Raw genomic sequence first — 25,214 nt, 5'->3', positions numbered from 1 at the left:
CAAGTACAATTCATTGTCAGAACACTCAGAACAGCTCACGACGGCCTTCCAGCGCCTTCGACAGGGTTACCTCATCCGCATACTCAAGATCGCCGCCCACAGGCAAGCCATGGGCAATTCTCGTGATCTTGATCTCGAACGGACGGACTAGACGGGAGATATACATGGCTGTGGCCTCGCCCTCAATATTGGGATTGGTCGCCATAATCAGCTCCTTGACCCGCTCATCACTGAGTCTGGTCAGCAGCTCCTTCAGCCGTATATCATCAGGTCCGATGCCCTCCATAGGGGAGATGGCCCCCTGCAGCACATGATAGTAGCCGTCAAACTCTTTGGTTCTCTCTATGGCTACCAGATCCTTGGAGTCCTGAACCACACAGATTATCGAAGCATCGCGGGTTTTGTCCTGACAGATCCGGCACGGGTCAGTATCGGTAATATTACAGCAGACCGAGCAATAATGAAGATTCCGTTTAACACTGACTAGGGCTTTGGCGAAATCAATCACCTCATCCTCCTTCATGTTAAGCACATGGAAGGCCAGCCGGGCTGCTGTCTTCGGGCCAATCCCTGGTAAACGTGTAAAAGCCTCTATCAGCTTGGCTAGCGGTTCTGGATAATACAAAGTAATGGTTCTCCTTTGGTCGGGAGTGGAGTAAGCCTAGAATAAGCCAGGGATCTTCATTCCGCCGGTGAATTTACCCATATCGTTGTTAGCCAACTCTTCAGCCTGGGTAAGAGCATCATTAACAGCAGTGATCACCAGATCCTGCAGCATTTCGATATCCTCCGGATCAACAACCTCCGGTTTAATCTGAATGGAGAGCAATTTTTTGTGGCCGTTCACCTGAACGGTAACCACGCCGCCGCCGGATGAGCCTTCAATGGTCTTACCGCCCAGTTCTTCCTGGGCTTTGAGCATCTGCTCCTGCATTTTCTTTACCTGTTTCATCATTTGGTTCATATTATTCATACATCGTCTCTCCTTTGGGATGCGCGTTATCTGCGCTAGTATGCTTGAGGCTCTATTCCTTTATGACAACAAGGTCTTCTCCAAAGAGCTGGATCGCCTCGTCAATCCATGGTTCGGGTTTAGCTTCTATAGTCTCGTGCTCATGCTCCAGATGCAGTTCTTCTGTACTGGCCTTGGAAGCTGACTTGGTCGCAGCCTCATTCCAGTCACGCAGCATCATCGTCACCAGCCGGTATGGCTTACCCAGCTTAGCAGACATCACATTCTCGATGACCTGACGGTTGGCCGGCTTCTCAGTCGTATCCCGGTGAATTGTATTCTTGAAGGCGACCAGCACTGCATCTTCCATGACTGCAACCGGTTCTCCATCTACAAACCACGCATGCACAGTTACTTTCTCTTCCTTCACGCCCTGCAGAACCTGGCTCCACTGCTTATACACATTGCCAAAGTCAGCGCTGTCTTTACCCGCAATGAACTTATCGAGCTGCGGCGGAAGCTTGCCTGCAGATGATACTCTTGGAGCGCTTGGCGGGGCGGCCGCTCTCTGCGGCGCAGCCTGCTCTCGCCCGCCGGCCACACCTCCGGATTGGATTGCCTGCTCAAGCTTCTTCTCCAGCGCGGCAATCTGCCGTTTGAGTGCATCCAGTTCCCCCGAATCCGCCGGGGAAGAACTTCTTCCCGCTTCCGGTGCTACAGCACTCAAAGACGGAGCGCCCGCTGAAGGAGCCGCATCCTGCTGGGTACTGCACAGCTTCATCAGCGCTACTTCAAATAAAGTCTGCGGGTGAGTGGCATATTTCATCTCACCCAGATAGCGGCTCAGCGTCTCCACAATCAGGAACAGCCGGTCACGGGTAAAGGCTGCTGCCATATCACTGAATTCCGCCGGATTCAGTACACGGTCGGTTAACTGGTCTGCCCCCGGTACCATCTTGATCATAAGTAAATCACGGAAATAATACAAAAGATTCTCCAGACATTTGTCGGCACTCTTGCCCTCGTGCATCAACTGCTCGACAAGCTCCAGCAGCAGCCCCATATCACTCTCCAAAATGGCTGTAGCCAGACGGGCGAACTGTTCGGATGGAATTCCTCCAGTCATGCCCAGCACCTGCTGATACGTCACATTCCCGTCTGTGAAAGACGAGATCTGATCAAGTATGCTCAGCGCATCCCGCATCCCTCCGTCGGACAGACGGGCGATGTACTGCAGTGCGTCCGCATCTGCCGTAATGCCTTCCTTCTGGCATATCTCTCTCAGCCGTCCGGTCTGCTCCTCCAGGGAAACCCGGCGGAAGTCAAACCGCTGGCAGCGTGAGATGATCGTAGCCGGCAGTTTATGCGGCTCTGTCGTAGCCAGAATAAACATGACATGCGGCGGCGGTTCTTCCAGCGTCTTAAGCAGGGCATTGAATGCTTCTGTTGTCAGCATATGCACTTCATCAATAATATACACTTTACGGCGTACTTCGGTAGGTGCATATTTCACCTTATCCCGCAGATCGCGAATCTCTTCAACACCCCGGTTGGAGGCCGCGTCAATCTCCTGGACATCCATTACGTTGCCCGCTGTGATCCGCAGACAAGACGGACATTCATTGCACGGCTCCGGACCCGGCCCCCGCTCGCAATTGACCGCTTTGGCCAGTACCTTGGCCGCACTCGTCTTACCGGTCCCCCGCGGGCCGCTGAACAGATACGCATGCGAAACCCGCTGTTCACGGATCGCATTCTGCAGCGTCTGGATAATATGCTGCTGCCCTACCATATCCTGAAACGACTGCGGCCGCCAAGCACGGTACAGCGCGATATGTTCCACTATGCATTACCCTCTCTCAGGCTGCCGCTTTCCGGCATTTGTCGCTAATTTATTATACTATATTCCCCAGTCTTTGACCAAGCAGAAGCGCTTTCGCCGTCCTCTAACGAGGCCTATGCTTCCGATGCAGCGATACCTCATATCACTTTCAGGCATCCGTATCAGCGGGAGTATTAGGATAAAGTAGGATGAAGCATATACTTTCTTATCTTTCAAAAACAAAAAGCATCTTCGCTTGTGGCAAAGACGCTATCATAATAGTATTTAAACCGTGCACCCGTTATTGATGACTGCGATCCAAGCGGCAACCCTACAAAACTGCTCGGGCTAGGCCACCCTCCGGCACAAGAGTAAACTCACTTATGGCTGCTTCCTTCCGGACCTGACCAGGTTCACAAGCACTCATTGCGGAGGACCCAACCGTCAACACAGCCCATAGGAACCAAGGCCTCACATCGACAGCACCTCTAACAGGAATTCAACCTCGCTACAGCGGATTGCGAGTTACAGGGCACCGCTACCTCCCCGTCTAGCACGGCGAAGATAAGTATAGCCTACGGCCGGACAAAAATCAACTAACAATAAAATGGAAGAACAATTAAATGCCGTATTTCTTCTTGAACTTATCAACTCGGCCGCCGGCATCCAGGAACTTCTGCTTGCCGGTGAAGAACGGATGGCAGCTGGAGCAAATTTCGACGCGCAGCTCTTCCTTGGCAGAGCCAGCTTCAAAGGAGTTGCCGCAGGCGCAGGTCACCTTAGTTACATTGTACTTGGGTTGAATTGCTGTTTGCATTTGAATATTCACCTCTCACGCCCTAAGCCTCATGCGGGCTTAGAGTTATATGATTACGCAAGCTACATTTTAGCATGGAAGCTGAGGGGGCTGCAATAGGTTTGGCAAGACTCAACTCAGCGGTTACTGGTGCACTCTGCGCTGCTTGGCACGGGCCAGTTCTGCAGGCGGAACATGAGTGAAGGAACCGATCACAACATCCGGAAGCTCCTCGCGGAAGATCTCCAGCATCGTCTTCATTCCGAGAATCTCACCTTGAGCGGGAGGAATCAGCTCCAGATAGCTCTCCGGGTCAATATTAAGATTCCGCATCTGAATCAGCTTGATATCTGTACGTCTGACGAACTCAACCATCGCCTCAATCTCTTCCTCGCGGTCCGTGACACCCGGGAAGATCAAATAGTTAATGGAAGTATATACACCCTGTGAAGCTGCATATTTCAGGGACTTCTCTACATTAGCCAAAGTATAGCCGCGCGGCTTGTAGTATGCATTATAGTGATCATCCAGCGCACTGATTGTACTGACCCGCATAAGATCAAGACCAGCATCCACAATGCCGCGGATATGATCGCTTAATCCTGCGTTCGTATTGATATTGATATAACCCATATCTGTAATAGAGCGTACTTCACGGATGGACTCAATGATTATCTTCGCCTGGGTAGAAGGTTCGCCTTCACAGCCCTGTCCAAAGCTTACAATCGACTCCGGCGTCTTCAGGTGCTCCAGCATGACTTGTGAAACTTCGCTCACTGTAGGACGGAAGTTCATCCGCGTCTGCGGCGACACAAACCCGCTGTCATCGGGCTGTTCCGAGATACAGCCGAAGCAGCCGGCATTGCACGAGTAGGAGACCGGAACAGCACCTTCCCAGCGGCCCAAGAAGGTATTGGACGAGGTCAGGCATTCGTATTCCAGTGCGCAGTTGGACAGATGATTATAGAGACGGTTCTCCGGGTACTTGGCGGTCAAATCACTGACGCCAATCTCTACATCCCCGCGGTCACAATTCAAAGGATTCCACTGCTCCGTATCATCTGTAGGATCCGCCGCTACGTAGAATCCGCCATCCTTCCATACTACAGCGGAATAACCGAAGAGCGGAAGCTTATACGTCTTGTCTGTCTTGACATAGCCGGGAAGGCACAGACGGGTAAAGCCCTGCGGCAACAGCGCTCCAACAGCCTGTGAGCCTAAAGGCAACGGCAGCATTTCACCTGTCCCGGGATCCATCCCGATTGCCCGCGTATTAGGCAGCCCCACCAGAGTAGCGCCTTCAGGCAGCGGGATCAATTCTTCCTCCAGTATCTCAACAATCATATCCCCGCTGCGGGCCAGCCCGTACAGCTCGGGATGATCATATACGTTTCCTTGCCCGTCGGCATATACCAAATACATGTTAGTCTCCTCTTGTTATCAATTCTCAGGTTGTAGGTACAGAAGGTGTCTTGGGCCGCGTGGTACGGCGGGCCGATGAGCCGCTGTTCGATGTTCCGCCTTTGCTGGCGGTACTGTTTGCTGACGAAGAATCCTTGTTGCCCGCCACATCAAAAGAGGCCAGGAACTCAGCATTCGTCTTGGTGTCACGCAGTTTCTTCAGGAATCCTTCTACAAAGTCGTAGGATTCATTCATATTTTTACGGATTGACCAGATGGTATCCAGTTCTTCCTTGCTAAGCAATACTTCCTCGCGGCGTGTGCCCGAACGGCGGATATCGATGGCCGGGAAGATACGGCGTTCTGCCAGCTTGCGGTCCAGGTGAAGCTCCATGTTCCCTGTGCCTTTGAATTCTTCGTAAATAATATCGTCCATGCGTGATCCGGTATCAATCAGCGCTGTTGCAAGTATGGTCAGGCTTCCGCCTTCTTCTACGTTCCGCGCGGAACCGAAGAAACGCTTGGGGCGATGGAAGGCCGCAGGATCAATCCCTCCGCTCAGTGTCCGGCCGGATGGCGGAACCACGAGATTGTAAGCACGGGCCAGCCGGGTAATGCTGTCCAGCAGAATAACGACATCTTTCTTGTGCTCGACCAGACGCAGTGCCCGTTGAAGCACAAGCTCAGCCACTTTGATATGATTCTCCGGAAGCTCGTCGAATGTTGAAGCTACTACCTCGCCCTTAACAGAACGCTGCATATCCGTTACTTCCTCGGGACGTTCATCAATCAGCAGTACAAACAATGCGATCTCAGGATTGTTAGTGGAGATACTGTTGGCAATTTCTTTTAGGAGGAGCGTCTTTCCTGCTTTGGGAGGTGCTACAATCAAACCGCGCTGTCCTAAACCTACGGGAGCAAGCAAATCCATTATACGGGTAGATAAATGGGCAGAGGAAGTTTCAAGCGGCAGCTTGTCTTGCGGATAAAGAGGTGTAAGGGCCGGGAAATGTAATCGTTCAGCTGCACTGGCCGGATTCTCACCATTGACGGCATTAACTTGAAGCAATCCGAAATAACGTTCATTCTCTTTGGGTGTACGGCATTTCCCGGATACAAGGTCGCCGCTTCTAAGATCAAACTTGCGGATCTGCGAAGCCGAGATATAAATATCCTCCGCACTCGGCAAGTAGTTAATCGGTCTAAGGAAACCGTAGCCTTCCGGCAGGATCTCAAGCACGCCTTCCATAAACATAAGACCGCTCTGCTCAGCCTGCGCCCGGAGAATCGCGAAGATCAGCTCCCGCTTCTTGAGCGTTCCGTAATAAGGGATCTGGTATTTCTTAGCCAGCTTATACAGATCGGTCAGCTTCATTTCTTCCAGATCGGAAATTTGAAGATCCATGTGTGATAACCACCTATTCAATTTTTATAATGAGTTCTTCCGGCGTTCTTTGCCGGGCAAAATATGAGTCTATGAAAATGCTTATTAGGATAGGATTACCCGAATTGGAAGGAGATATGCAGTTTAAAGGCAAATTATGCTCCTTCCAATCGTTCCGGGCACATACTTATTCGTTCTCGCGCCAGACTTCGGCACCTAAATTGCGCAGGTTGCTTACGAGGTTATCATAACCGCGGTCTATATACTCCACGCCTGTCACTTCGGTAATCCCTTCCTCAACAGTCAGCCCGGCAATGACCAGAGCCGCACCTGCCCGTAAATCGGCAGCCTTCACCTTCGCGGCATTGAGCTTGCCGCCCTCAATAATTGCTGAACGCCCTTCGACGCGAATCTTGGCGCCCATACGGACTAATTCAGGGACATGCTTGAACCGGTTGCTGTATACGAAATCGCTCAAGACGCTAACGCCTTCCGCTTGAGTTAGCATACTTGTCATTGGAGATTGCAAATCGGTGGCGAAGCCGGGGTATATCAATGCTTTGACATCAGCATGCTGGTATTTGGCTCTGCCGATGACCCGGATACTCTCATCCAGCTCTTCTATATCTACTCCCATTTCCAGCAGCTTGGCAGTCAGCGCCTCCAGATGCTTGGGAATCACGTTATCTATCAGCACATTACCACGCGTTGCCGCAGCGGCAATCATATATGTTCCCGCTTGAATTCGGTCAGGAATGATGGAATGGCGGCAACCATGCATTTCAGTTACGCCTTCAATCCGGATCGTTTCTGTACCAGCGCCTTTAATAACAGCGCCCATAGAGTTTAATAGGGTAGCTACATCTATAATCTCAGGCTCTTTAGCCGCATTTTCAATAATTGTAGAGCCTTTGGCACGTGAGGCCGCCAGCATAATATTTATTGTGGCTCCAACGCTGGATACATCCAGATAAATCTTGGCACCACGCAGTTCTTTGGCATACAAGTGAATAGAGCCATGATCGTTGGTTACAGTCGCACCAAGCGCCTCAAAGCCTTTGATATGCTGGTCAATCGGACGCGGCTCAAAATTACAGCCGCCGGGAAGACCAATCGTCGCCTCTTTGAATCTGCCGAGAAGCGCACCCATCATATAATAAGAAGCCCGGAGTTTCTTGACCGGTCCGTTAGGCATGGGAATGGATACGATACGGGAGGGATTAATTCTCATCTGGCTGCCGGTCCACGATACACTCGCGCCAAGCTCCTCCAGAATTTCGGAGTAAACGGCCACATCACTAAGAGCAGGCAGGTTATCCAGCACAACTTCAGATTCCGCCAAAATCGCCGCTGGAATAAGCGCAATTGCGCTATTCTTTGCTCCGCTGATGGTTACAACGCCCTCTAGCGGACGTCCGCCGCCAATCATTAATTTTTCCATAAATTTATCTGGTTCCCCCTACGTGTATTGCGGCTTGTTCTGGCAATACCAGCTGTGGCTTGTGGTGACATGGTCATTAGAAGAAGAAACGGCTGCGCCGCCCTAACTTAAGGACGGCACCCGTTTCTGAGGAAATCTGAAATGACTTTACCGGAAGGACACCGGCTATGCGGTGCACTCTTCTGATAAAGATATGCAGGCGGGACAGCAGGAAATAACCTGTCCCGTTACGCGGCAGAGTTAAAATTACGCTTTGTTGCTGGATCCGAATTCACGGATTTTGCCAATAACGGTTTGTTTGATTGCTTCCCGGCCTGGTGCGATGAATGTACGCGGATCGTAAGCATCCGGTTTAGCAGCCAGAACTTCGCGGACTACTTTGGCAAACGCGATTTGGTTCTCTGTGTTTACGTTGATCTTGGAAGTACCCAGGGAGATGGACTTCTGAATGTCATGTACAGGAATACCAGTACCGCCGTGAAGTACGAGCGGAAGGTTAACTGCATCACGAATTTCTTCCATTTCCTTGAATCCAAGGTTCGGTTCGCCCAGGTAAGGACCATGTACGGAACCCAGTGCCGGAGCCAATGTGTCGATGCCGGTTTCTTTAACGATGCGTACGCATTCGTTAAGGTCAGCGTATTGGATGCCGCCGATAACGTCATCTTCCTGTCCGCCTACAGTACCAACTTCAGCTTCTACAGAAACACCTTTAGCATGAGCATATTCAACGACCTTCTTGGTCATTTCAATGTTCTCGTCGATTGGGTGGTGGGAGCCGTCGATCATTACGGAAGTAAATCCGGCATCGATTGCATCCTTACATTTGTCAAAGCTTGAACCGTGGTCCAAGTGGATTGCTACAGGAACGGTAATTTTCATGTCATGAATAAGACCTTCAACCATCTTAACTACAGTGTAGAAGCCGCCCATGTGACGAGCTGCACCTTCGGATACGCCAAGGATTACTGGTGATTTCTCTTCTTCTGCTGCACCAAGAATCGCTTGAGTCCACTCCAGGTTATTGATGTTGAACTGGCCAACTGCATATTTTCCTTCAAGTGCTTTGGTTAACATGTCTGTCATAGATACTAATGGCATGGTTTCAATCCTCCTAAAATGTTTGAGTTGCTTATATAAGCCGACATCACATACAGGCCTATTATAGCACATCCTGTGTCAAATACTAAATAGGATACACAAAAAAATGTCCCGGTGGGACGATATTCAGCCAGCCCATATTCCTGCGGGACTTTCCCTCTTTAGCGTATCCATAACAGGACTTACCCAAACTGTTCATTTCTAAGCTAGCTGCATTGATCAACCGACTTATTGTGCAGATGCATATTAACGGCAACCCGCATCTCATCGATATCAAACGGCTTGGTGAAATGCATCAGGGCTCCCAGCTTGGTCGCTTCCTTGATCATGTCCAGTTCTCCGTAAGCCGTCATCATAATCACTTTGATCGCCGGGTTCAGCTCCTTCAAATGCTTGAGGATCTCCAGTCCGTCCATCCCCGGGATTTTCATATCGAGCAGAACCATATCCGGCGATTCGTTCTTGACGATCTCGAGTGCCAATTTTCCGTTAGCTGCCTGAAAGGTGGCATAACCTTCACTATTAAACACTTCCATGAGGAGAATCCGGATTCCATTCTGATCATCGACAATTAATACTTTCTTTTTTTCCATACGATACCCTCCCAGAATTTAAGGCAGATTGTCTATACCGCGCCCTCTCACAGCTAACGGCCCCGCTTCAACTTAGTCTATACGAAACCTATTATTCGTGCTTTGTAGCCAAAATCCTGCTAATTGGTTAAAATGCGTAAATCTATGCCATATAAAGGTGTATTTCCAGTTAAAAAGCGGTAGTACAGTCCCCTTGTAATTCGGGAGATATCATAAATGAGACCTATAACAAGAGAAAATAGAAGAATAAAGTTTAGTGTAAAATGTATATTTCCTTCATCTCCAAAAAAGAAAGCCCCCGTAAGGAGGCTCCCGCAGGACCGGCAGGCCCTGAAGATATTTATTACAGCTGTTCGGAATGGGTAAGCGATGCTTTGACAAATTCACGGAACAGCGGCTGCGGACGGTTCGGACGTGAAGTGAATTCCGGATGGAATTGCACGGACAGGAACCAAGGGTGCCCCGGCAGCTCAACAATCTCAACCAGACGGCCGTCAGGGGAGGTTCCGGAGAAGACCAGACCTGCCTTCTCCATCTCATCGCGGTAAGCGTTATTGAACTCATACCGGTGACGGTGGCGTTCATAGACCAGTTCATCATCATAGCAGGACATCGCCAATGAACCAGGGGAAAGCTTGCAAGGATACAGTCCGAGGCGCATAGTGCCGCCCATATCCTCAATATCCTTCTGTTCAGGCAAGAGGTCAATCAGCGGATACGCGGTAGCCGGATCGATCTCGGAGCTGTTCGCACCGGTCATTCCGAGCACGGAACGGCCGTACTCAATCACAGACACCTGCATACCCAGGCAGATCCCGAAGAACGGAATGGACTGCTCACGCGCATAGCGGATAGCCGAAATCTTGCCTTCGATCCCGCGGTCGCCGAAGCCGCCCGGAACCAGAATGCCGCCGATGCCGCCCAGCAGCTCGTCCACATTCTCATCCGTAACCAGCTCTGCATCCACCCACCGGAGTTTCACTTCGGCATTGGAGGCAAATCCGGCATGCGACAGTGACTCTACAACGCTTAAATAAGCATCATGAAGCGCTACATATTTACCGACAATAGCGATCTCAACGGTACGTTCCAGCTTCTGAATCCGTTCCAGCATGCTCTCCCATTCACGCATATCCGGCGCAGGAGTAGTCAGCTTCAGGTGGTTGACTACAATCTCGTCCAAGCCTTCGTCGCGCAGGTTAAGCGGAACTTCATACAGGGTTGAAGCGTCGCGGCATTCCACAACGGCATTCTTATCAATATCGCAGAACAAAGCAAGCTTGGCCTTCATATCATCGGTCAAAGGATACTCCGTACGGCACACGATCACATTCGGCTGAATTCCGATGCTGCGCAGCTCTTTTACACTGTGCTGTGTCGGCTTCGTCTTCACTTCGCCTGCAGCCTTGATGTAAGGAATCAGCGTAACATGAATGTACATGACATTCTCACGGCCGATGTCACTCTTGATCTGACGGATCGCTTCCATGAACGGCAAGCTCTCGATGTCCCCTACAGTACCGCCAATCTCCGTAATGACCACATCCGAACCGGTCTCACGGCCAGCGCGGAATACCCGTTCCTTGATTTCATTCGTAATATGCGGGATAACCTGAACGGTGCCGCCCAAATATTCCCCGCGGCGCTCTTTGCTGATAACGGAGGAATAAATTTTACCTGTGGTTACGTTGCTGTTCTTCGACAAATTGATATCAATAAACCGTTCATAATGCCCAAGGTCCAGGTCAGTCTCCGCACCATCATCGGTTACAAACACTTCCCCGTGCTGATAAGGACTCATAGTTCCAGGGTCTACGTTGATGTAAGGATCGAATTTCTGGATCGTTACTTTCAGACCTCTGTTCTTGAGCAGCCTGCCCAGCGAAGCGGCGGTGATGCCTTTGCCAAGGGACGACACAACGCCACCCGTTACAAAAATATACTTTGTCACTGTAAAACCCTCCTAAATAAAGTCCAGAAATTCAGGGGACGCTTGTTGTTTATCGTAACCCTTTTTTCCATCATCAAACCGGGGAACCCAAAAGTTGCTTCATAACCGCCAAAACTTAAGACCAGAGTCCCCAGAATTACGGAAAACCGCAGTTTTTTGGCATTCAAGTAGAAACGGCTTTGCCGTCCTTTAAAGGACGGCACCGTTTCAGCGAGAAAGATAAGGAACATTGATTGCGCGAAGCATATTAATTCTTATCTTTTAAAAAAACAAAAAAGTGACACCCGTAGACCCGGGGCACTTTTTATTTTAGAAAACATATTAACTTTCATTATAAGCCCATGCAATAGTTTACTCTGACGGTCCTGCCCCTGTCAAGGGACGAATTACACCGCCGGAAAGACTATTCTAAAATTTCTCGTCCTCTTCCTCATCATCGGCTTCGTCTTCTTCGCCGTCTTCGGAATCTTCCTCATCCGCTTCGTCTTCGTCAATGTCATCTTCATCAATGACAACATCTTCGTCAACTTCCTCTTCGCTGTCGTCGTCAGAATAGAGGTCGTCGCGATCTTCATCAATCGCATCGAAATCCTCTTCCTCCGCAGCGTAATTCTCTTCTTCTTCGGCAAAGTCGTCATCTTCCAAATCGTCGTCCTCATCGTTGATGATACGTACGCGTTTGGTGTTGCCGACAGGATCATCGGAGCGTTCCAGCGGGTACCAGCGTTTCAGGCCCCAAAGGTTGGTTCCGACACAGGCAAAACGCCCGTCAATGTTAATCTCGGTATATAACTGTGCAATAGTATCTTGGCTCTCTTGATCGGTCATCCCGCGCAGCTTGGCTACCTCGACCATCAGATCACGGTAGTAGTAAGGCGTATTAGCTGCCTTAAGCACCAGGAAAGCCAGGTCGACCATCGGTATTTCTTTAACTTTCTCAGGGTCCAGCTTTAAATTGAGTGGCGTACTCACTAAAGGACACTTCCTCTCACGCATTGTTCACATTACAAATCATGCTTAATTCATGATATCCATTAACAAACCTAAGTAAAACCTATTTGCGTGCAAATTGCAAGTCTAATACACCCGCTTCTGCGGGAAAACGCAGGAGGGCTGATTATCCGTAACCTCTATGTAACCCAAATGATTCCCCTAAATTCAAAAAGGCGGAGGGAAACCCTCCGCACATGACTGTATCCACGCCAAGGATCGGCTCCTTACGGGATGTTGCAAAGGGGCCTTGCGGTTCCCTTCTGTTCATTTTATGTAATCCTCCGCCTTTTGACACGATGGGCAGCCCATTTCGCTAAAAAAGGGCAAGTTCCCATTCGGACGTCTGCCTCTTTTCATACTATATGGCAGCACGGCACCGAGGAGGGGACGGCGTAACTTATGGATTATTACGGTTTTTGGCAGATGCTGCTTGAAGAGATTAAGGCTGCCCCCACAAATGCCCAGCGGCGTATTGTGACCTTCAACGATCCCCGCATGTATGCCGGAGCGCTATCCCAGTGGAAATCACTTAAGACCAAAACGCCGGGGCTGCGGCAGGTTCAGGTATCTACGCTGATCCGGGCCTTCTTCGTGCCCGCCGCCGGAGCAGGAAAGCTGATGGACCGTTATGCTGATTCCCTATGTATAGAAGAAGATCACCGGATTCAGGTTCACTCCGTAGCACCGGATAAAAGCGGTTCTGCCATGATGCCCTGGGGGGTCAAGTCGATTCATGCCCCGCAGGCCTGGTCCAAATCTACGGGAGTTCATGTGAAGATCGGCGTCATCGATACGGGCGTGGACTTCCGCCATCCCGATCTGAAGCATTCCCTCGCTTCCGGGGTCAATCTGCTGAACCGCGGTATGATGCCGCTCGATGACAATGGCCACGGCACACATATTGCCGGCACCCTGGCTGCAGCCGGAGGGACGCGCGGCATGATGGGCGTAGCCCCCAGGGCGCTGATCTATCCGGTCAAGGCTTTTGACCACAGCGGCTCTGCCTATGTGTCTGATATTGTCCTGGGCATCGATTGGTGCGTGCAGAACAAGATCGATATCATTAACATGAGCTTCGGGATGAAAAACAGAAGCAAAGCCCTGCATGATGTGGTGATCAAGGCCTACCGGGCCGGGATTGCCATCATCGCCTCCAGCGGCAACGACGGCAAGCGCGGCGGGGATTACCCCGCGCGCTATCCGGAGACTATTGCCGTAGGGGCCCTTGACAGAAGGCAGCGCGTCGCCGCCTTCAGCAACCGCGGACCGTATATCGACGTATACGGTCCAGGCGAGGGCATCCCCTCCTGCTGGCTGCGGGAGGGGTATAAAGAAATGAGCGGCACCTCTATGGCGACATCGCATGTCACCGGTGCCGCGGCCCTTCTGCTCGCGCTGCGGCCGGGGCTGTCGCCCCGCGAGCTGAAGCTGCTCCTGCGCCGCACATCCTCGCCGGTGCGGCTGCGCAAGGGCCAGCGCCGCGCCTCCCTGGGCGGCGGCGCGGCCGATGCGCTGCGCCTGCTGCGCGCAGGCGCCCGGGCACGGCGCAGCAGCGGCAGCAGCAGCACCGCCAAAGCCGCAGCAGCGGCGAAGGCTTAGCATGCGGCGGTGATGCCGCCTCAGCCAGCAAGCCCATGCTAAAAAGCGCCGCCCCCGGTAACAGGGGGCGGCGCTTTGCATCATGCTATGGTTACATCCGGTCCGGTGCGGTAACGCCAACCAGACGCAGGACGTTGGCAATCGTCGTCCGCGCCGCGCCCAGCAGGGCAAGACGGGCTACAGTCTGAGCGGCGTCCTCGGTGATTACGCGCTCTGCCTTGTAGTAGCTGTGGAATAGCGAAGCCAGATCATACACGTAACGGACCAGGCGGTGCGGTGCATAACCTTCGGCAGCAATCGTAATTTCCGCCGGCAGCTCACCGATTTTGCGGAGCAGGTCGTATTCATGAACAGCGGTCAGCTTGCTGTAATCAATGTCGCCGGTATCCGGCAGCTTAATGCCCTGCTCTTCCGCCTGGCGGAAAATGCTGCAAATGCGCGCATGAGCGTACTGGACATAAAATACGGGGTTCTCATTAGATGTCGAAATCGCTAGATCCATGTCAAAGTCCAGATGAGAATCCATACTGCGCATCGTAAAGAAGTAACGGATGGCGTCAAGGCCAACTTCTTCCATCAGGTCTTCCATCGTAACGGCCTTGCCGGTACGCTTGGACATTTTGACCTTCTCGCCATTCTGGAACAGGCTGACCATTTGGGCAATCAGCACGACCAGCTTCTCGGGATCATTGCCCAGCGCCGACATGGCAGCCTTCATCCGCGGAATGTAGCCGTGGTGGTCAGCTCCCCAGATGTTGATCATTTTGTCGTAGCCGCGGCCGTATTTGTCGCTATGGTAGGCAATATCCGGTGTGAGGTACGTGTATGTACCGTCATTCTTGATCAGCACGCGGTCTTTGTCGTCGCCGTATTTGGTGGTCTGCAGCCAGGTGGCGCCTTCTTCTTCATATACTTCACCGCGTTCCCGGAGCTCGTCAAGCGAACGCAGCACTTCGCCGTTCTCGTACAGGGAGGTTTCGCTGAACCAGATATCGAAGTTGACCCGGAAACGGCTGAGGTCGCGTTTGATTTTGTCCAGTTCCTTGGCAAGACCGTAGGTGCGGAAGAACGCAGCACGGTCGCCCGGGGTCATTGCAAGCAGGGAGTCACCCTTCTCAGCAACCAGCTCTTTGGCGAAGCCTTTGATATCTTCCCCGTGATAGCCGTCCTCCGGCATCTCAGCCGGCTGGCCCAGCTCCTGCAGGTAACGGGTCTCGATCGATTTGCACAGATTGGCGACCTGGTTACCGGCGTCGTTAATATAGTACTCGCGCGTTACCTTGTAACCGGCGTAATCCAGCACGTTGCAGAGCGCATCCCCGACAGCTGCTCCGCGGGCATGGCCCAAGTGCAGGCTGCCTGTAGGATTCGCGCTGACGAATTCCACTTCCACCTTCTGCCCTTTACCGATCTCTACGCGGCCATAATCGTCACCCTGCTCGGCAACAAGGGCAATAACAGGATACAGATAGCTTTTGGATAACGTGAAGTTGATAAACCCCGGACCGGCAATTTCCGCCTTCTCAATAGAAGCGCTGCCGGTATCCAGGTGCTCGATAATAGCCTCAGCGATTTGCCGCGGATTGCGTTTGGCAATTTTGGTAAGCTGCATAGCGGCATTCGTAGCCATATCTCCATGCGCCTTGTCTTTGGGTACTTCCAGCACGATAGCCGGAAGCTCTTCCCGGGACACCAGGCCGGCAGCTACGATAGCCTCGGCAATAGCCTCTTTCACCCGTTCATTGGCTAGCTGAAGCGGATTTAAACTTTGTGTCATGATTGTGGTTCCTCCTGTATATTCAAACTTATAGCGAACTGTCCTGATAACTCATCATAAACGTACAAGTCGTACTCCCATGTAACCGCAAGCTTCCTTCCGGCGCGTATGATGTCGAGCTTCCGGGTATCGGTGATGAGATTAAACTGTGTATAAGGCGAGCGGTAGAACCCCGGCAGACGCTGGCCCGGCTCAAAGGATTGCTCCGACTGGACACCGCCATGGCGGATTAGCTTGATTCCACTATCCGAAATCTTCAGGGTGTTGCGCACAGAAACCTCACCGCCCTGCGGGCCTGGCTGCGTTTCTTCATAGCGGATATACAGGAATTGCCCTTTCATAATGGCTTCCCCTGCGCTTTGCACCACATTCCGCTCACCGCCCTGCACGCTTTCCAGCGTTACGCTAACGGCATATTTGCCTTGCTGTCCTTCAGTCATTGCACGTTCCTCACTTATTCATACTAATATTCATTAAGGTCATATTCGCTTTCCCATTGTACACTATATCCTGATCCGGAAGAGTAGTTCAATGGCTATTTCTCCGGCAAAAATAATTACAGCGGCAGCAGCGCCAAGTGCTCTCTGCTTCTAAGCTGCTCCACCATGGAGGTCCACGCCTCCGGCTTATCTTCCAGCACTGCGTAATAACGGGTCAGAAAATCAGCAACGAGCGGCGCCCCGATCTCCTCCAGCTCTTCATTTCCGGGCATAAAACATAGATCCAGACCGGATACCGCCTCCCCGTCACCCTGCCAGGAAGGATGGACATACGGAAAATCGATCCGCTTATACCCCAGATGTGACAGCACTTCGCGGCGCACAAACGGATCCATCGGCTTAATCCCCCCGAAGTCATGCTCTACCCGGTAAGGATCATAAATCTCGGCGAACATTCCGAACAGCTCCCGGCCATTGTCAGCCGCCAGCTTCTGCAGATCCTTCAGCCGGTGCTGTGCCAGAAAGCGGCCTACGCCCAGCCCCTCCCGGCCAATAATAGTGAAATCGGTCATCGCCACATTCCAGTCCGCATAGTAACGGTATTCCGTGGTGCCGACAACTGTACCTTCATGCACAGCGGCGAACACACGAATGCCGGGATCCTCCAAGGGTTCCTTCCATAAGCTGTATTCCAGCACTTCCTCGGGAGGAAATACTTCGGACAACAGCTGATGTACTTGTCTGAACAAAGGATCGGCTACATTTGTAATTCTTCTATATTCCATAGTAAGGGCTCTCCTCCAATACCGGTTGTAGTTACTATTAGAGAAATTTTTAGAGAAACTTATAGAAAAGGATTCCGCCATTCCATAAGCGCTGCGTAATTTCCCGATTCCTCATCTTCCAGATAATCCGCTACAACGCCGACCGGTACACGCCCGCAGCGCAGCAGGAAAGTAATGACCGGATCAGACCAGGTACCGGCCACTACTCCGGCCAGATACGCTTCCGCCGGCATCCGGGCGGCCATTAGATGATAGCCCGGCATCCGCCCGGCTCCCAGCAGCCGTTCCAGCTTCTGCTCCACTACAGCATGATACAACGCCTGTACCAGCTCCTTGCCCAGTCCAAGCTTGCGGTATTTGGGGCGGACACACAGATCGGCAATATACAGCGTGTTCCCGTCCGGCTGATGTGTAGTGAGATATCCGTCATCCGTAACTTCCGACCAGGTGTGATGAAGGGCCGGTGTCTCTGGATCATAATGGATTCTAAGTCCCGTTACCGAGCCGGCCAGTTCTCCGTCCACCTCTGCACACAGTGCCCCTTCCGGGAAAAGCGTTACATGATTCAGCAGCTGTTCCCGGTTCCACCACAGCTCTGCAGGATAGGGCGGCGGAAAGGCTTCGGACTGAATCGTGACCAGTTCCGCGAAATCGGCCTCCGTATAGCTGCGGATCACCGCCGGCACCGGGGTTTTACCTTCAAAAGCGTAGAAGCTCTTGTAATACATTCCCTATCTTCCTCCTTCGGTCCAGTCCGTGTACAGATCCGTCCTGCGGTCGCGCCACGTAGTTACAGATCCGTGTTCACGGACGCGGTACAGCAGCTCCAGATCCAGATCGGCAGTGATGATCATATCGCCGCCTATTTCCCCCTCGGCCAGCAGGCCCTGCGGAGGGAAGGGAATATCATTAGGCGTAATGACTGCGGCCTGCCCAAAGTTGGCGCGCATCAGATCCACGGTAGGCAGCGAGCCCACAGTGCCTGTCAGTACAACGTATACCTGATTCTCAATGGCACGGGCATGGCTGGTATACCTCACCCGGTGGAAGCCATGGCGGTCATCTGTACAGGAAGGGCAGAAGATCACATCCGCACCCTTGGCCCGGGCCATGCGTACAATCTCCGGAAATTCGATATCATAGCAGGTTAGCATGGCAATGGTCCCTTTGTCTGTCTGGAATACCTCCAGTCCTTCACCCGCGCCCATATTCCAGCCCTCAACTTCAGCCGGTGTGATATGAAGCTTGGCCTGCTCGGCAATTCTTCCGTCCGGGTAAAACAGGTGAGCTACATTATAGAGCTTATCGTTCCGGCGCAGCACATGGGTGCCCCCGATAATATGTACAGCATATTTCCTGGCATAGCCGGAGAACATCTCCCGGTAACGTTCTGTGAACTGCGGCAGATCCTCTATACCGAGCGCTTCTCCCTGTTCATTGCCTATGGACATCAGCTGTGTCGTCAGAAATTCGGGGAACAGGATGAATTCAGCTCCGTACTCCCCGGCAGTCCTTATATAGTGCTCGCACCGGGCGGCAAACTCCGCGAAGGAGGAAATGGTATGCAAATGATATTGTACAGCGGATACGCGAATAGCCATGGCGGCAATCCTCCTATACGTGATATGGCGTGCATTCATAAAGTAACTAAAATTTTACCATAACAGATCACAAAATCACACAGGATGGAGATGCTGCGTGCCGCCGCATGAATATCTCCTCTATTCCTTCCCCATAATGGAGAATACCAGCAGAGACGCCTTCGCCCACTTAATTAAGTGGTAACCCGGCCGTTTCTGCATGAAATAGAAGGAGCCTGATGTTATGCCGCGCGATTCTACTGCACCCAAAGTCCCGAAACGCCGCCTCCGCCGGCTCTTCCGGCTGATGCTCTTCTCTGTCCTGCTGTTCCTGGCGGGCGCCGGAGTCCTGCTTGGGTTCCTATATCAGAAACCGCTACCTCCTCTAGGGGATGATATCCGCTCCAGACTGCTTGACTCCAGGGGCAATGTACTGACTACCTTCACTACTGACGGACGCAGCCGTGATCCTGTAGAACTTAAACAAATCTCTCCGCTGCTCATCAAGGCCACTCTGGCTGTAGAGGACCGTAAGTTCTATAGTCATGCCGGCTTTGACCTCAAAGGAATGGGCAGAGCGGTACTCGCCAACCTGCAGGCAGGAGGGCGTACGCAAGGGGCCAGTACACTAACCCAGCAGCTTGCGCGTAATTTGTACCTGACCCATGAGAAAACTTGGACCCGCAAGAGCAAGGAGGCTCTCTACACCCTCCAGCTGGAGATGAAATACAGCAAAGACGAGATTCTGAACATGTATCTAAATGAAATCTATTATGGTCACGGTGCCTATGGTATTGAAGCCGCTGCCCAAATGTACTTCGGCAAACCAGCCGCTGACCTGGATCTGGCGGAGAGTGCCCTGCTGGCCGGAGTTCCCAAAGGCCCCACCTATTACTCGCCCTACACGCACCTGGATAGTGCTGTTAAGCGGCAGGGTATCATTCTGGCAGCCATGGTCGATGTAGGGGATATCACAGAATCGCAGGCGGAGGCCGCCGCCAGGGAGAAGCTGACCTTCAAACCGCAGGGGCAGAAGGATACCACTGTAGCAGCTCCTTATTTCCGCGATTATGTGCGCAGCCTCGTTATAGACAGTCTGCATATCAGCAGTGACGAACTGGATCAGGGCGGGCTGAATGTCTACACGACACTTGATCCGGATATGCAGCGGGCTGCGGAAGAGGCCGTGGATCAGGGAATGGACCACAGCAGCGAGCTGGAAACCGCCCTGGTGTCCATTGACCCCCGTACCGGCTATGTGAAGGCCATGGTCGGAGGGACCAATTACCGTTCGAGCGCGTATAATCATGCCCTGGCCACCACACGCCAGCCCGGTTCTTCTTTTAAACCGATTATGTATTTATCCGCACTGTCTTCTAAGGAGATGACCGGGTTGTCTGTCTTCAACAGCCAGCCGACACTGTTCCACTATGACAACAACCGCAAAACCTATCAGCCCCGCAACTTCGGCGATAAGTATCTCGGTGAGATCAACATGAAGCAGGCGATTGCCGCTTCCGACAATATTTATGCCGTAAATACAATTATGAAGATTGGCGCGGACAAGGTGGCCGCTATGGCTGCTGCTATGGGAATCAACAGTCCGCTGCAAAGTGTCCCGTCTCTGGCGCTCGGCACTTCCCCTGTCAGTCCGCTGGAGATGGCTTCCGCCTTCGCAGTTATCGGCAATGGCGGAGTTAAGCAGCCTGTTACCGCAATTCTGAAAATTACAGATGCGGGCGGACACCTTCTATATGAAGCTCCGCAGCCTCAAGGGCAGTCTGTGGTAGAACCGGCCGCCGCTTATGTGCTGACCCGGCTGATGGAAGGCGTATTTGAGAGCGGAGGAACGGGTAACCGCGTAGCCTCGATGATCAAACGCCCGGTCGCCGGCAAAACAGGCACTACCGACACAGACGGCTGGATGGTGGGCTTCACTCCTGAGCTCTCCACTGCGGTCTGGGTAGGTTACGATAAGGGCCGGGATATTGCCACCGCTGATGGAAGACGTGCAGCGCCTATCTTTGCGCAGTTTACGGAAAAAGCGCTGGAGAATGTACCGCCGAAGATTTTCCCGATTCCCGATGGCGTGGTCAGCGTATATATCAATCCGCAGTCCGGCAAGCTGGCTACAGCAGCCTGTCCGGAGAAGGAGCTTACGACCTTCATCAGCGGCACTGAGCCTACTGAGTACTGCGACCAGCATGCCGCCTCCGGCACCGATGCTCCCCCGGATGGGAGCAACCCTGAGATTGCCGAGCCTGTCAAGGAGGACCATTCGCTATGGAATGACATCAAACGCTGGTGGATGAACTGATCCGGCATTGCTGCCGCCGGAGACTTGCGTTACGATGGGATGAGCCCGGCAAGGCGCTCTCTTAAGCGTTAGTCCGCCGCAGGAAGGTGTCAACCATTCATGAAGCTGAATTCTTCAGGCGGACCGGACCTTTCCGCCCCGCAGCGGCTGCTGCCGCCTGCACTCTATGCGCTTGCGGCAGTAGACGCAGCTCCGCGCCTCCTGGGCCAGCATCTCGTCCGGCGCACCGAAGACGGTGATATCCGCTGCCGTATTGTGGAGACTGAAGGGTACGGCGGCGCAGAAGACAAAGGGAGTCATGCCTACGGAGGGCGGCGGACAACCCGTACAGAAGTAATGTTCAGCGCCGGAGGCGCTGCGTATGTATACCTGATCTACGGGATGCACTATTGCTTCAATGTGGTTACCGCTGCTGAAGACGAACCGCATGCGGTCCTTATCCGTGCAGTGGAGCCGCTTACCGCCAGGGACGCTGAGCTTATGGCTGCATACCGGGGAATTGCTGTCCGGAAGCCTTCGGATCTGTCCGGCGGCCCGGGCAAGCTGTGCCGGGCACTGAGGATAGACAAAAGCCTCAATATGGCCAGGCTTGATCTCCGCGGGGGGCCAATATGGCTGGAACAAGGTGAAGCCCCGGAATCTCTGGATATAGTCCAGGCTCCGCGCATCAATATTCCCTATGCAGAAGAATACGCGCTGAAGCCTTGGCGTTTCTATCTCCGGGGCAATCCCTATGTCTCGGTCAGCAGCACGGATGCGCAGCCGGTTATCCTCACCTGAAGATAGTTTCATTCCGCTGTTTCGGCTGGGCTAATTTGGGTAAAAAATAGAGAACCCTAATAAACCTCTCCCTTGGGATTACCCGAAGGGAGAGGTTTTATATTTTTTTGGCCCCATATCCTCTCCTACGCCGTAAAACGGGCTATTTCCCGTATAAGCGACAAGAAACAACATAATTTGTATGCGCTTTCCCCGTTCTCTAAACTTACAATTACTGCTATAATCAGAGATATCCACAAAAAATATAAAGATGTAAATGAGGGACATGGGATGAAAGATACAGGCATGATCCGGAGTTTAGACAGTCTTGGTAGAATTGTGGTTCCCGTAGAAATCCGCATGACACGAAATATTGACATTGGGGATCCCATCGAGTTTTTTATTCTGAATGAGGAAATTATCGTCCTCAGAAAGTACACCTCCACAGAATGCACATTTTGCAGAAGTCTTGATCATGTAACCTATTATAAAGATCAATTCATTTGCAATACCTGCCTCAAAGAGCTGAGCGACCCCGGGCGCGGATCTGAAGAGATCACAATCTCTCCAGGCCCTGCAGAGGAGAACGCCGAACCTGTCCGCAGTGGACGGAGAACGAAGACGGAGGAAATGAGCCAGCGGCTGGAGAAAGCGATGGAGGACCACCCCTATGCCAACCAGAAGGAGCTTGCCGAGGTGCTCGGAATCAGCCAGGCCAGAGTAAGCCAGTTGAAGCGCAAGCTAAATACTGCCGGCAGAGTGACTCCGTAGCAGCGCATATCCCATCATCTTATACATAAGGCTTGGCCCTCTGCTAACAGAGAGCCAAGCCTTGTTTTTTGATATGCATGTTCGTTCAGCTTACTACTCCGACAATGCCGCTTTCAGCTCGTCAGGCGAAGCGGCCCACCACTCTTCATTATGGGCGATCAGCAGTGATTTCAGCGCATTCCGCTCCGTAGACCCAAGTCCCTCCACAATAATCTTCCGTTTCAGGGCTGCATCCAGCTTATTGACATGATCGGCAAGAATCTTCCAGCCCCGGCGGGCTTCGGAATCAATCCACATCTCACAGGCGGTAATTCCGCCGTAGAACTGGCCCTCCGGTGTACGGTCCACAGCAACCCAGACCACCCAGACCTGTCTTCCTTCCGGTACATCCTCACGGTTCACGGAGAACTTAATCCCCTTCTCCACTTTGCTCTTGGCATGCATGGCACCGATATCGATAACGGCGATACCTTGATCAATAATAACAGGCGATACATTACCCAGATCAATGGAGCCTGCCCCGAAGCCTTTATGCTTACTCTTGGCATTCACAATATTCAAGGCAATCTGCTTTTTGCCCTCTGGTTGTACGTTATCCACAAGTGCACATCCTTTCCATTCACTAATTATTTAATTTTAGCTAATAATGCGCCGATTGCAAACATATACATCCCGTAGATGCTTGTCACGGGAGGAATCACAGTATGAAGCCACATTCATTAAGGTATACCCTCATCTTCGCAGCTCTGGCTGTTCTCACCTTGCTTGGAGGCGGAATATGGTTTCTTTCAGGGCACAGCCCTGCCGTATGGACTGCCTCTGCCCCAAAAGAGGCCAAGTCCCCCGCCGTCCTGCCGCAGCAGCAAATTGTGCAGTCCACTCTTCCGGAGATCACTCCGCCTCCGGTGTCGGAGGTTTTAAGCCAGCGTGTGGTGGAATATCACATGGATGTTCAGCTGCTGGCCGATACGGGAACCTTAGCAGCTTCCGAAACGGTGACCTGGATCCATCCGGGCAAAAAACCGGTCCAAGAGCTCTATTTTCACCTTTACCCCAATGCATTCGCTTCCGGCGATACAACCTTTATGAAGGAATCCGGAGGAACGCTTCGCGGCGACTCCATGCCTGCGGGCGGATACGGCAGCCTGACGCTGACGGATCTGCGGACCTCCGAGGGGATTTCGCTAATGCAGCGCACCCAGTATGTGCAGCCTGACGACGGCAATGTGAATGACAAGACCCTGCTTAAGGTCCACCTGCCCCAGCCGGTAAACGGTGGTGAGAGCGTAACACTCAAACTCCAGTTTGAGGTCAAGCTGCCGAAAATATTCGCCCGTATGGGAACCGCCGGCAACTTCGTCATGGCCGGCCAGTGGTTTCCCAAGCTCAGCGTCTACGAGCCCGCTGGCACAAGGGGAGTACAGGAGGAAGGCTGGAATCTGCATCAGTACCATGGCACATCTGAGTTCTACAGTGACTTCGGTATTTACAATGTAACCATCTCCGTCCCGTCCGGTTACAAGGTTGCCGCCACCGGATTTCCGGTGAAGAACGCGCGGCTGGTACAGGACCGAAAAATCTATCAGTTCTACGCAGATGATGTTCATGACTTCGCCTGGGCGGCATCGCCGGATTTTGTGGTTGCCGAGAAGGCCTTCTCCGCGCCGCAGGTGCCCGGAGTAAAGATCAAGCTCTATCTGGACCCGCTGCATAAGGATCTTCAGGAGCGCTACTTCCAGGCCGCAGAGGCTGCCCTGACCGCCTTCAGCAAATGGTATGGCCCGTATCCTTACTCCACCTTATCCATTGTAGTCCCGCCTGAATCTGGCAATGGGGCCGGGGGGATGGAATATCCGACGCTGATCACTGCCTTCGGTGCTGCCGAGGCATCGCCCGGCACTTCGCTTGAACGGACCGTGATCCATGAGATCGGTCACCAGTATTTCTATGGCATGGTCGCCAGCAATGAATTCGAGGAGGCGTGGCTGGACGAAAGCTTCACCTCATATGCCGAAGACCGGCTGATGGAGCAGGAATATGGCGTTGCCTCAAGCCTCCCGCTGCAGTCCAGTCTGGTCTCCTCCTCACAGCCGCTCAATCTGGAGACCTGGAAATACACCGGAGATGATGCCTACACGCGCAATGTCTATATCCGGGGCAAGCTGGTGCTCCGTGACATCGAACGGTTAGCAGGAGCCAAGAACATGGATGCCATTCTAGCTGCCTATGCCCGTAAATACCGCTTCAAGCATCCCTCGACCGCTGACTTCCAGAAGATTGTGGAGAAAGTGACCAAGCAATCCTGGCAGACTTATTTTGACCAGTACGTCTACAGCGGCGGAGCCCCTGATTTTGCAGTAGACGACATCAGGCTCACAGCTAAACGGGACGGCGGCAACGGAGCAGGCATTCAATATGATGCTGTAGTTGAGGTAAGCAACAAGGGCAGCCATTACGGGGATGTCCCTGTAAAATTTATTTTCTCGGACGGGTACTCGGTTCAGCAATACTGGAACGGCGAAGGGAAGACAACATCGTTTGAATTATCGTATAAGGCACCTCTGGTCTCCGCCGAGATTGATCCGGGACATTCCATACTGCTGGAGAGCAAGCATCTCAATAATTTCAGAATGGCGGAGCTTGAGCACAATACTCTTTCCCGCTGGACGCTCAGTGCGACGACACTGCTTGAAACCCTGCTCGGAACTCTTGTCTGGTGAGGTGAAGGATTGTGAAAATTTCGATAACCCGC

The 25,214-nt window shown here is 52.4% G+C and carries 22 protein-coding genes and 1 other RNA gene; 5 read left to right on the top strand and 18 right to left on the bottom strand.

All coding sequences use genetic code 11. The features are described from left to right. Positions 1-25 precede the first annotated feature (25 nt). From recR to rpoE, 12 genes are all read right to left on the bottom strand, one after another. Entirely contained in the window at positions 26-625 is a 600-nt protein-coding gene (gene recR / locus NSQ73_RS30825; protein WP_039309653.1) for a recombination mediator RecR, read from the bottom strand. 36 nt (positions 626-661) lie between these two features. Next, on the bottom strand, positions 662-973 hold the full coding sequence (locus NSQ73_RS30820; RefSeq protein WP_039309650.1) for a YbaB/EbfC family nucleoid-associated protein: 312 nt from the start codon (positions 971-973) through the stop codon (positions 662-664). 52 nt (positions 974-1,025) lie between these two features. Then, the gene (gene dnaX, locus NSQ73_RS30815; protein ID WP_340989961.1) at positions 1,026-2,795 is read right to left on the bottom strand and encodes a DNA polymerase III subunit gamma/tau; all 1,770 of its coding nucleotides are present in this window, start codon (positions 2,793-2,795) and stop codon (positions 1,026-1,028) included. Positions 2,796-3,064: 269 nt separating this feature from the next. Then, positions 3,065-3,333, bottom strand: an RNA gene (gene ffs, locus NSQ73_RS30810) — signal recognition particle sRNA large type. Between the two features lie 60 nt (positions 3,334-3,393). Beyond that, positions 3,394-3,591: a 50S ribosomal protein L31 gene (gene rpmE / locus NSQ73_RS30805; RefSeq protein WP_039309646.1), complete on the bottom strand. Its 198-nt coding sequence runs from the start codon at positions 3,589-3,591 to the stop codon at positions 3,394-3,396. 123 nt (positions 3,592-3,714) lie between these two features. Beyond that, positions 3,715-4,992: a radical SAM protein gene (locus NSQ73_RS30800; RefSeq protein WP_042132731.1), complete on the bottom strand. Its 1,278-nt coding sequence runs from the start codon at positions 4,990-4,992 to the stop codon at positions 3,715-3,717. A 25-nt stretch (positions 4,993-5,017) separates the two neighbouring features. After that, the gene (rho, locus tag NSQ73_RS30795) at positions 5,018-6,376 is read right to left on the bottom strand and encodes a transcription termination factor Rho (RefSeq protein ID WP_042132730.1); all 1,359 of its coding nucleotides are present in this window, start codon (positions 6,374-6,376) and stop codon (positions 5,018-5,020) included. Positions 6,377-6,542: 166 nt separating this feature from the next. Continuing rightward, positions 6,543-7,796 (bottom strand): UDP-N-acetylglucosamine 1-carboxyvinyltransferase, encoded by a 1,254-nt coding sequence (locus NSQ73_RS30790; protein ID WP_039309636.1) that lies wholly within the window; start codon positions 7,794-7,796, stop codon positions 6,543-6,545. Between the two features lie 246 nt (positions 7,797-8,042). After that, positions 8,043-8,897: a class II fructose-1,6-bisphosphate aldolase gene (gene fba, locus NSQ73_RS30785; protein ID WP_039309634.1), complete on the bottom strand. Its 855-nt coding sequence runs from the start codon at positions 8,895-8,897 to the stop codon at positions 8,043-8,045. A 206-nt stretch (positions 8,898-9,103) separates the two neighbouring features. Further along, the gene (locus NSQ73_RS30780) at positions 9,104-9,490 is read right to left on the bottom strand and encodes a response regulator (protein ID WP_042132729.1); all 387 of its coding nucleotides are present in this window, start codon (positions 9,488-9,490) and stop codon (positions 9,104-9,106) included. 343 nt (positions 9,491-9,833) lie between these two features. Then, positions 9,834-11,441, bottom strand: a complete 1,608-nt coding sequence (locus NSQ73_RS30775) for a CTP synthase (protein ID WP_039309630.1) — start codon at positions 11,439-11,441, stop codon at positions 9,834-9,836. A gap of 408 nt (positions 11,442-11,849) precedes the next feature. After that, complete coding sequence (gene rpoE / locus NSQ73_RS30770) at positions 11,850-12,413, bottom strand: DNA-directed RNA polymerase subunit delta (protein WP_039309628.1); 564 nt, start codon at positions 12,411-12,413, stop codon at positions 11,850-11,852. Positions 12,414-12,833: 420 nt separating this feature from the next. Between rpoE and NSQ73_RS30765 the strand changes: the two genes are divergently transcribed. Then, complete coding sequence (locus NSQ73_RS30765; protein ID WP_340989960.1) at positions 12,834-14,033, top strand: S8 family peptidase; 1,200 nt, start codon at positions 12,834-12,836, stop codon at positions 14,031-14,033. Positions 14,034-14,124: 91 nt separating this feature from the next. Here NSQ73_RS30765 and argS read toward each other — a convergent pair whose 3' ends face one another. The 5 genes from argS to NSQ73_RS30740 form a co-directional block, all read right to left on the bottom strand. Then, positions 14,125-15,810, bottom strand: coding sequence for an arginine--tRNA ligase (gene argS / locus NSQ73_RS30760; protein WP_340989958.1), 1,686 nt, complete (start codon positions 15,808-15,810; stop codon positions 14,125-14,127). Then, positions 15,807-16,250 carry a DUF1934 domain-containing protein gene (locus NSQ73_RS30755; protein WP_340989957.1) on the bottom strand — a complete coding sequence of 148 codons (444 nt, stop codon included), beginning with the start codon at positions 16,248-16,250 and terminating at the stop codon, positions 15,807-15,809. The genes argS and NSQ73_RS30755 overlap by 4 nt, the downstream gene beginning before the upstream one ends. Before the next feature lie 116 nt (positions 16,251-16,366). Next, on the bottom strand, positions 16,367-17,035 hold the full coding sequence (locus NSQ73_RS30750; protein ID WP_340989955.1) for a GNAT family N-acetyltransferase: 669 nt from the start codon (positions 17,033-17,035) through the stop codon (positions 16,367-16,369). Positions 17,036-17,094: 59 nt separating this feature from the next. Continuing rightward, positions 17,095-17,763, bottom strand: a complete 669-nt coding sequence (locus tag NSQ73_RS30745) for a GNAT family N-acetyltransferase (protein ID WP_171717577.1) — start codon at positions 17,761-17,763, stop codon at positions 17,095-17,097. A gap of 3 nt (positions 17,764-17,766) precedes the next feature. Next, entirely contained in the window at positions 17,767-18,636 is an 870-nt protein-coding gene (locus tag NSQ73_RS30740) for a carbon-nitrogen hydrolase family protein (RefSeq protein WP_340989953.1), read from the bottom strand. 223 nt (positions 18,637-18,859) lie between these two features. Between NSQ73_RS30740 and NSQ73_RS30735 the strand changes: the two genes are divergently transcribed. The 3 genes from NSQ73_RS30735 (at position 18,860) to NSQ73_RS30725 (ending at position 22,462) form a co-directional block, all read left to right on the top strand. After that, complete coding sequence (locus tag NSQ73_RS30735; protein ID WP_076248768.1) at positions 18,860-20,932, top strand: transglycosylase domain-containing protein; 2,073 nt, start codon at positions 18,860-18,862, stop codon at positions 20,930-20,932. A gap of 99 nt (positions 20,933-21,031) precedes the next feature. Beyond that, positions 21,032-21,712, top strand: coding sequence for a DNA-3-methyladenine glycosylase (locus NSQ73_RS30730; RefSeq protein ID WP_340989952.1), 681 nt, complete (start codon positions 21,032-21,034; stop codon positions 21,710-21,712). Positions 21,713-21,982: 270 nt separating this feature from the next. Next, entirely contained in the window at positions 21,983-22,462 is a 480-nt protein-coding gene (locus NSQ73_RS30725; RefSeq protein WP_039303876.1) for an AbrB/MazE/SpoVT family DNA-binding domain-containing protein, read from the top strand. A 93-nt stretch (positions 22,463-22,555) separates the two neighbouring features. Here NSQ73_RS30725 and NSQ73_RS30720 read toward each other — a convergent pair whose 3' ends face one another. Beyond that, on the bottom strand, positions 22,556-23,062 hold the full coding sequence (locus NSQ73_RS30720; protein ID WP_042132720.1) for a YwhD family protein: 507 nt from the start codon (positions 23,060-23,062) through the stop codon (positions 22,556-22,558). A 104-nt stretch (positions 23,063-23,166) separates the two neighbouring features. Between NSQ73_RS30720 and NSQ73_RS30715 the strand changes: the two genes are divergently transcribed. Next, the gene (locus NSQ73_RS30715; protein WP_340989950.1) at positions 23,167-25,182 is read left to right on the top strand and encodes a M1 family metallopeptidase; all 2,016 of its coding nucleotides are present in this window, start codon (positions 23,167-23,169) and stop codon (positions 25,180-25,182) included. The last annotated feature ends 32 nt before the right edge of the window (positions 25,183-25,214 follow it).

The sequence above is a fragment of the Paenibacillus sp. FSL R10-2736 genome (assembly GCF_038000245.1).
Taxonomy (GTDB): Bacteria; Bacillota; Bacilli; order Paenibacillales; family Paenibacillaceae; genus Paenibacillus_AQ; species Paenibacillus_AQ phytohabitans.
Note: the sequence above shows the minus strand (reverse complement) of the source record. Positions and strands in the feature narration are given on the sequence as shown.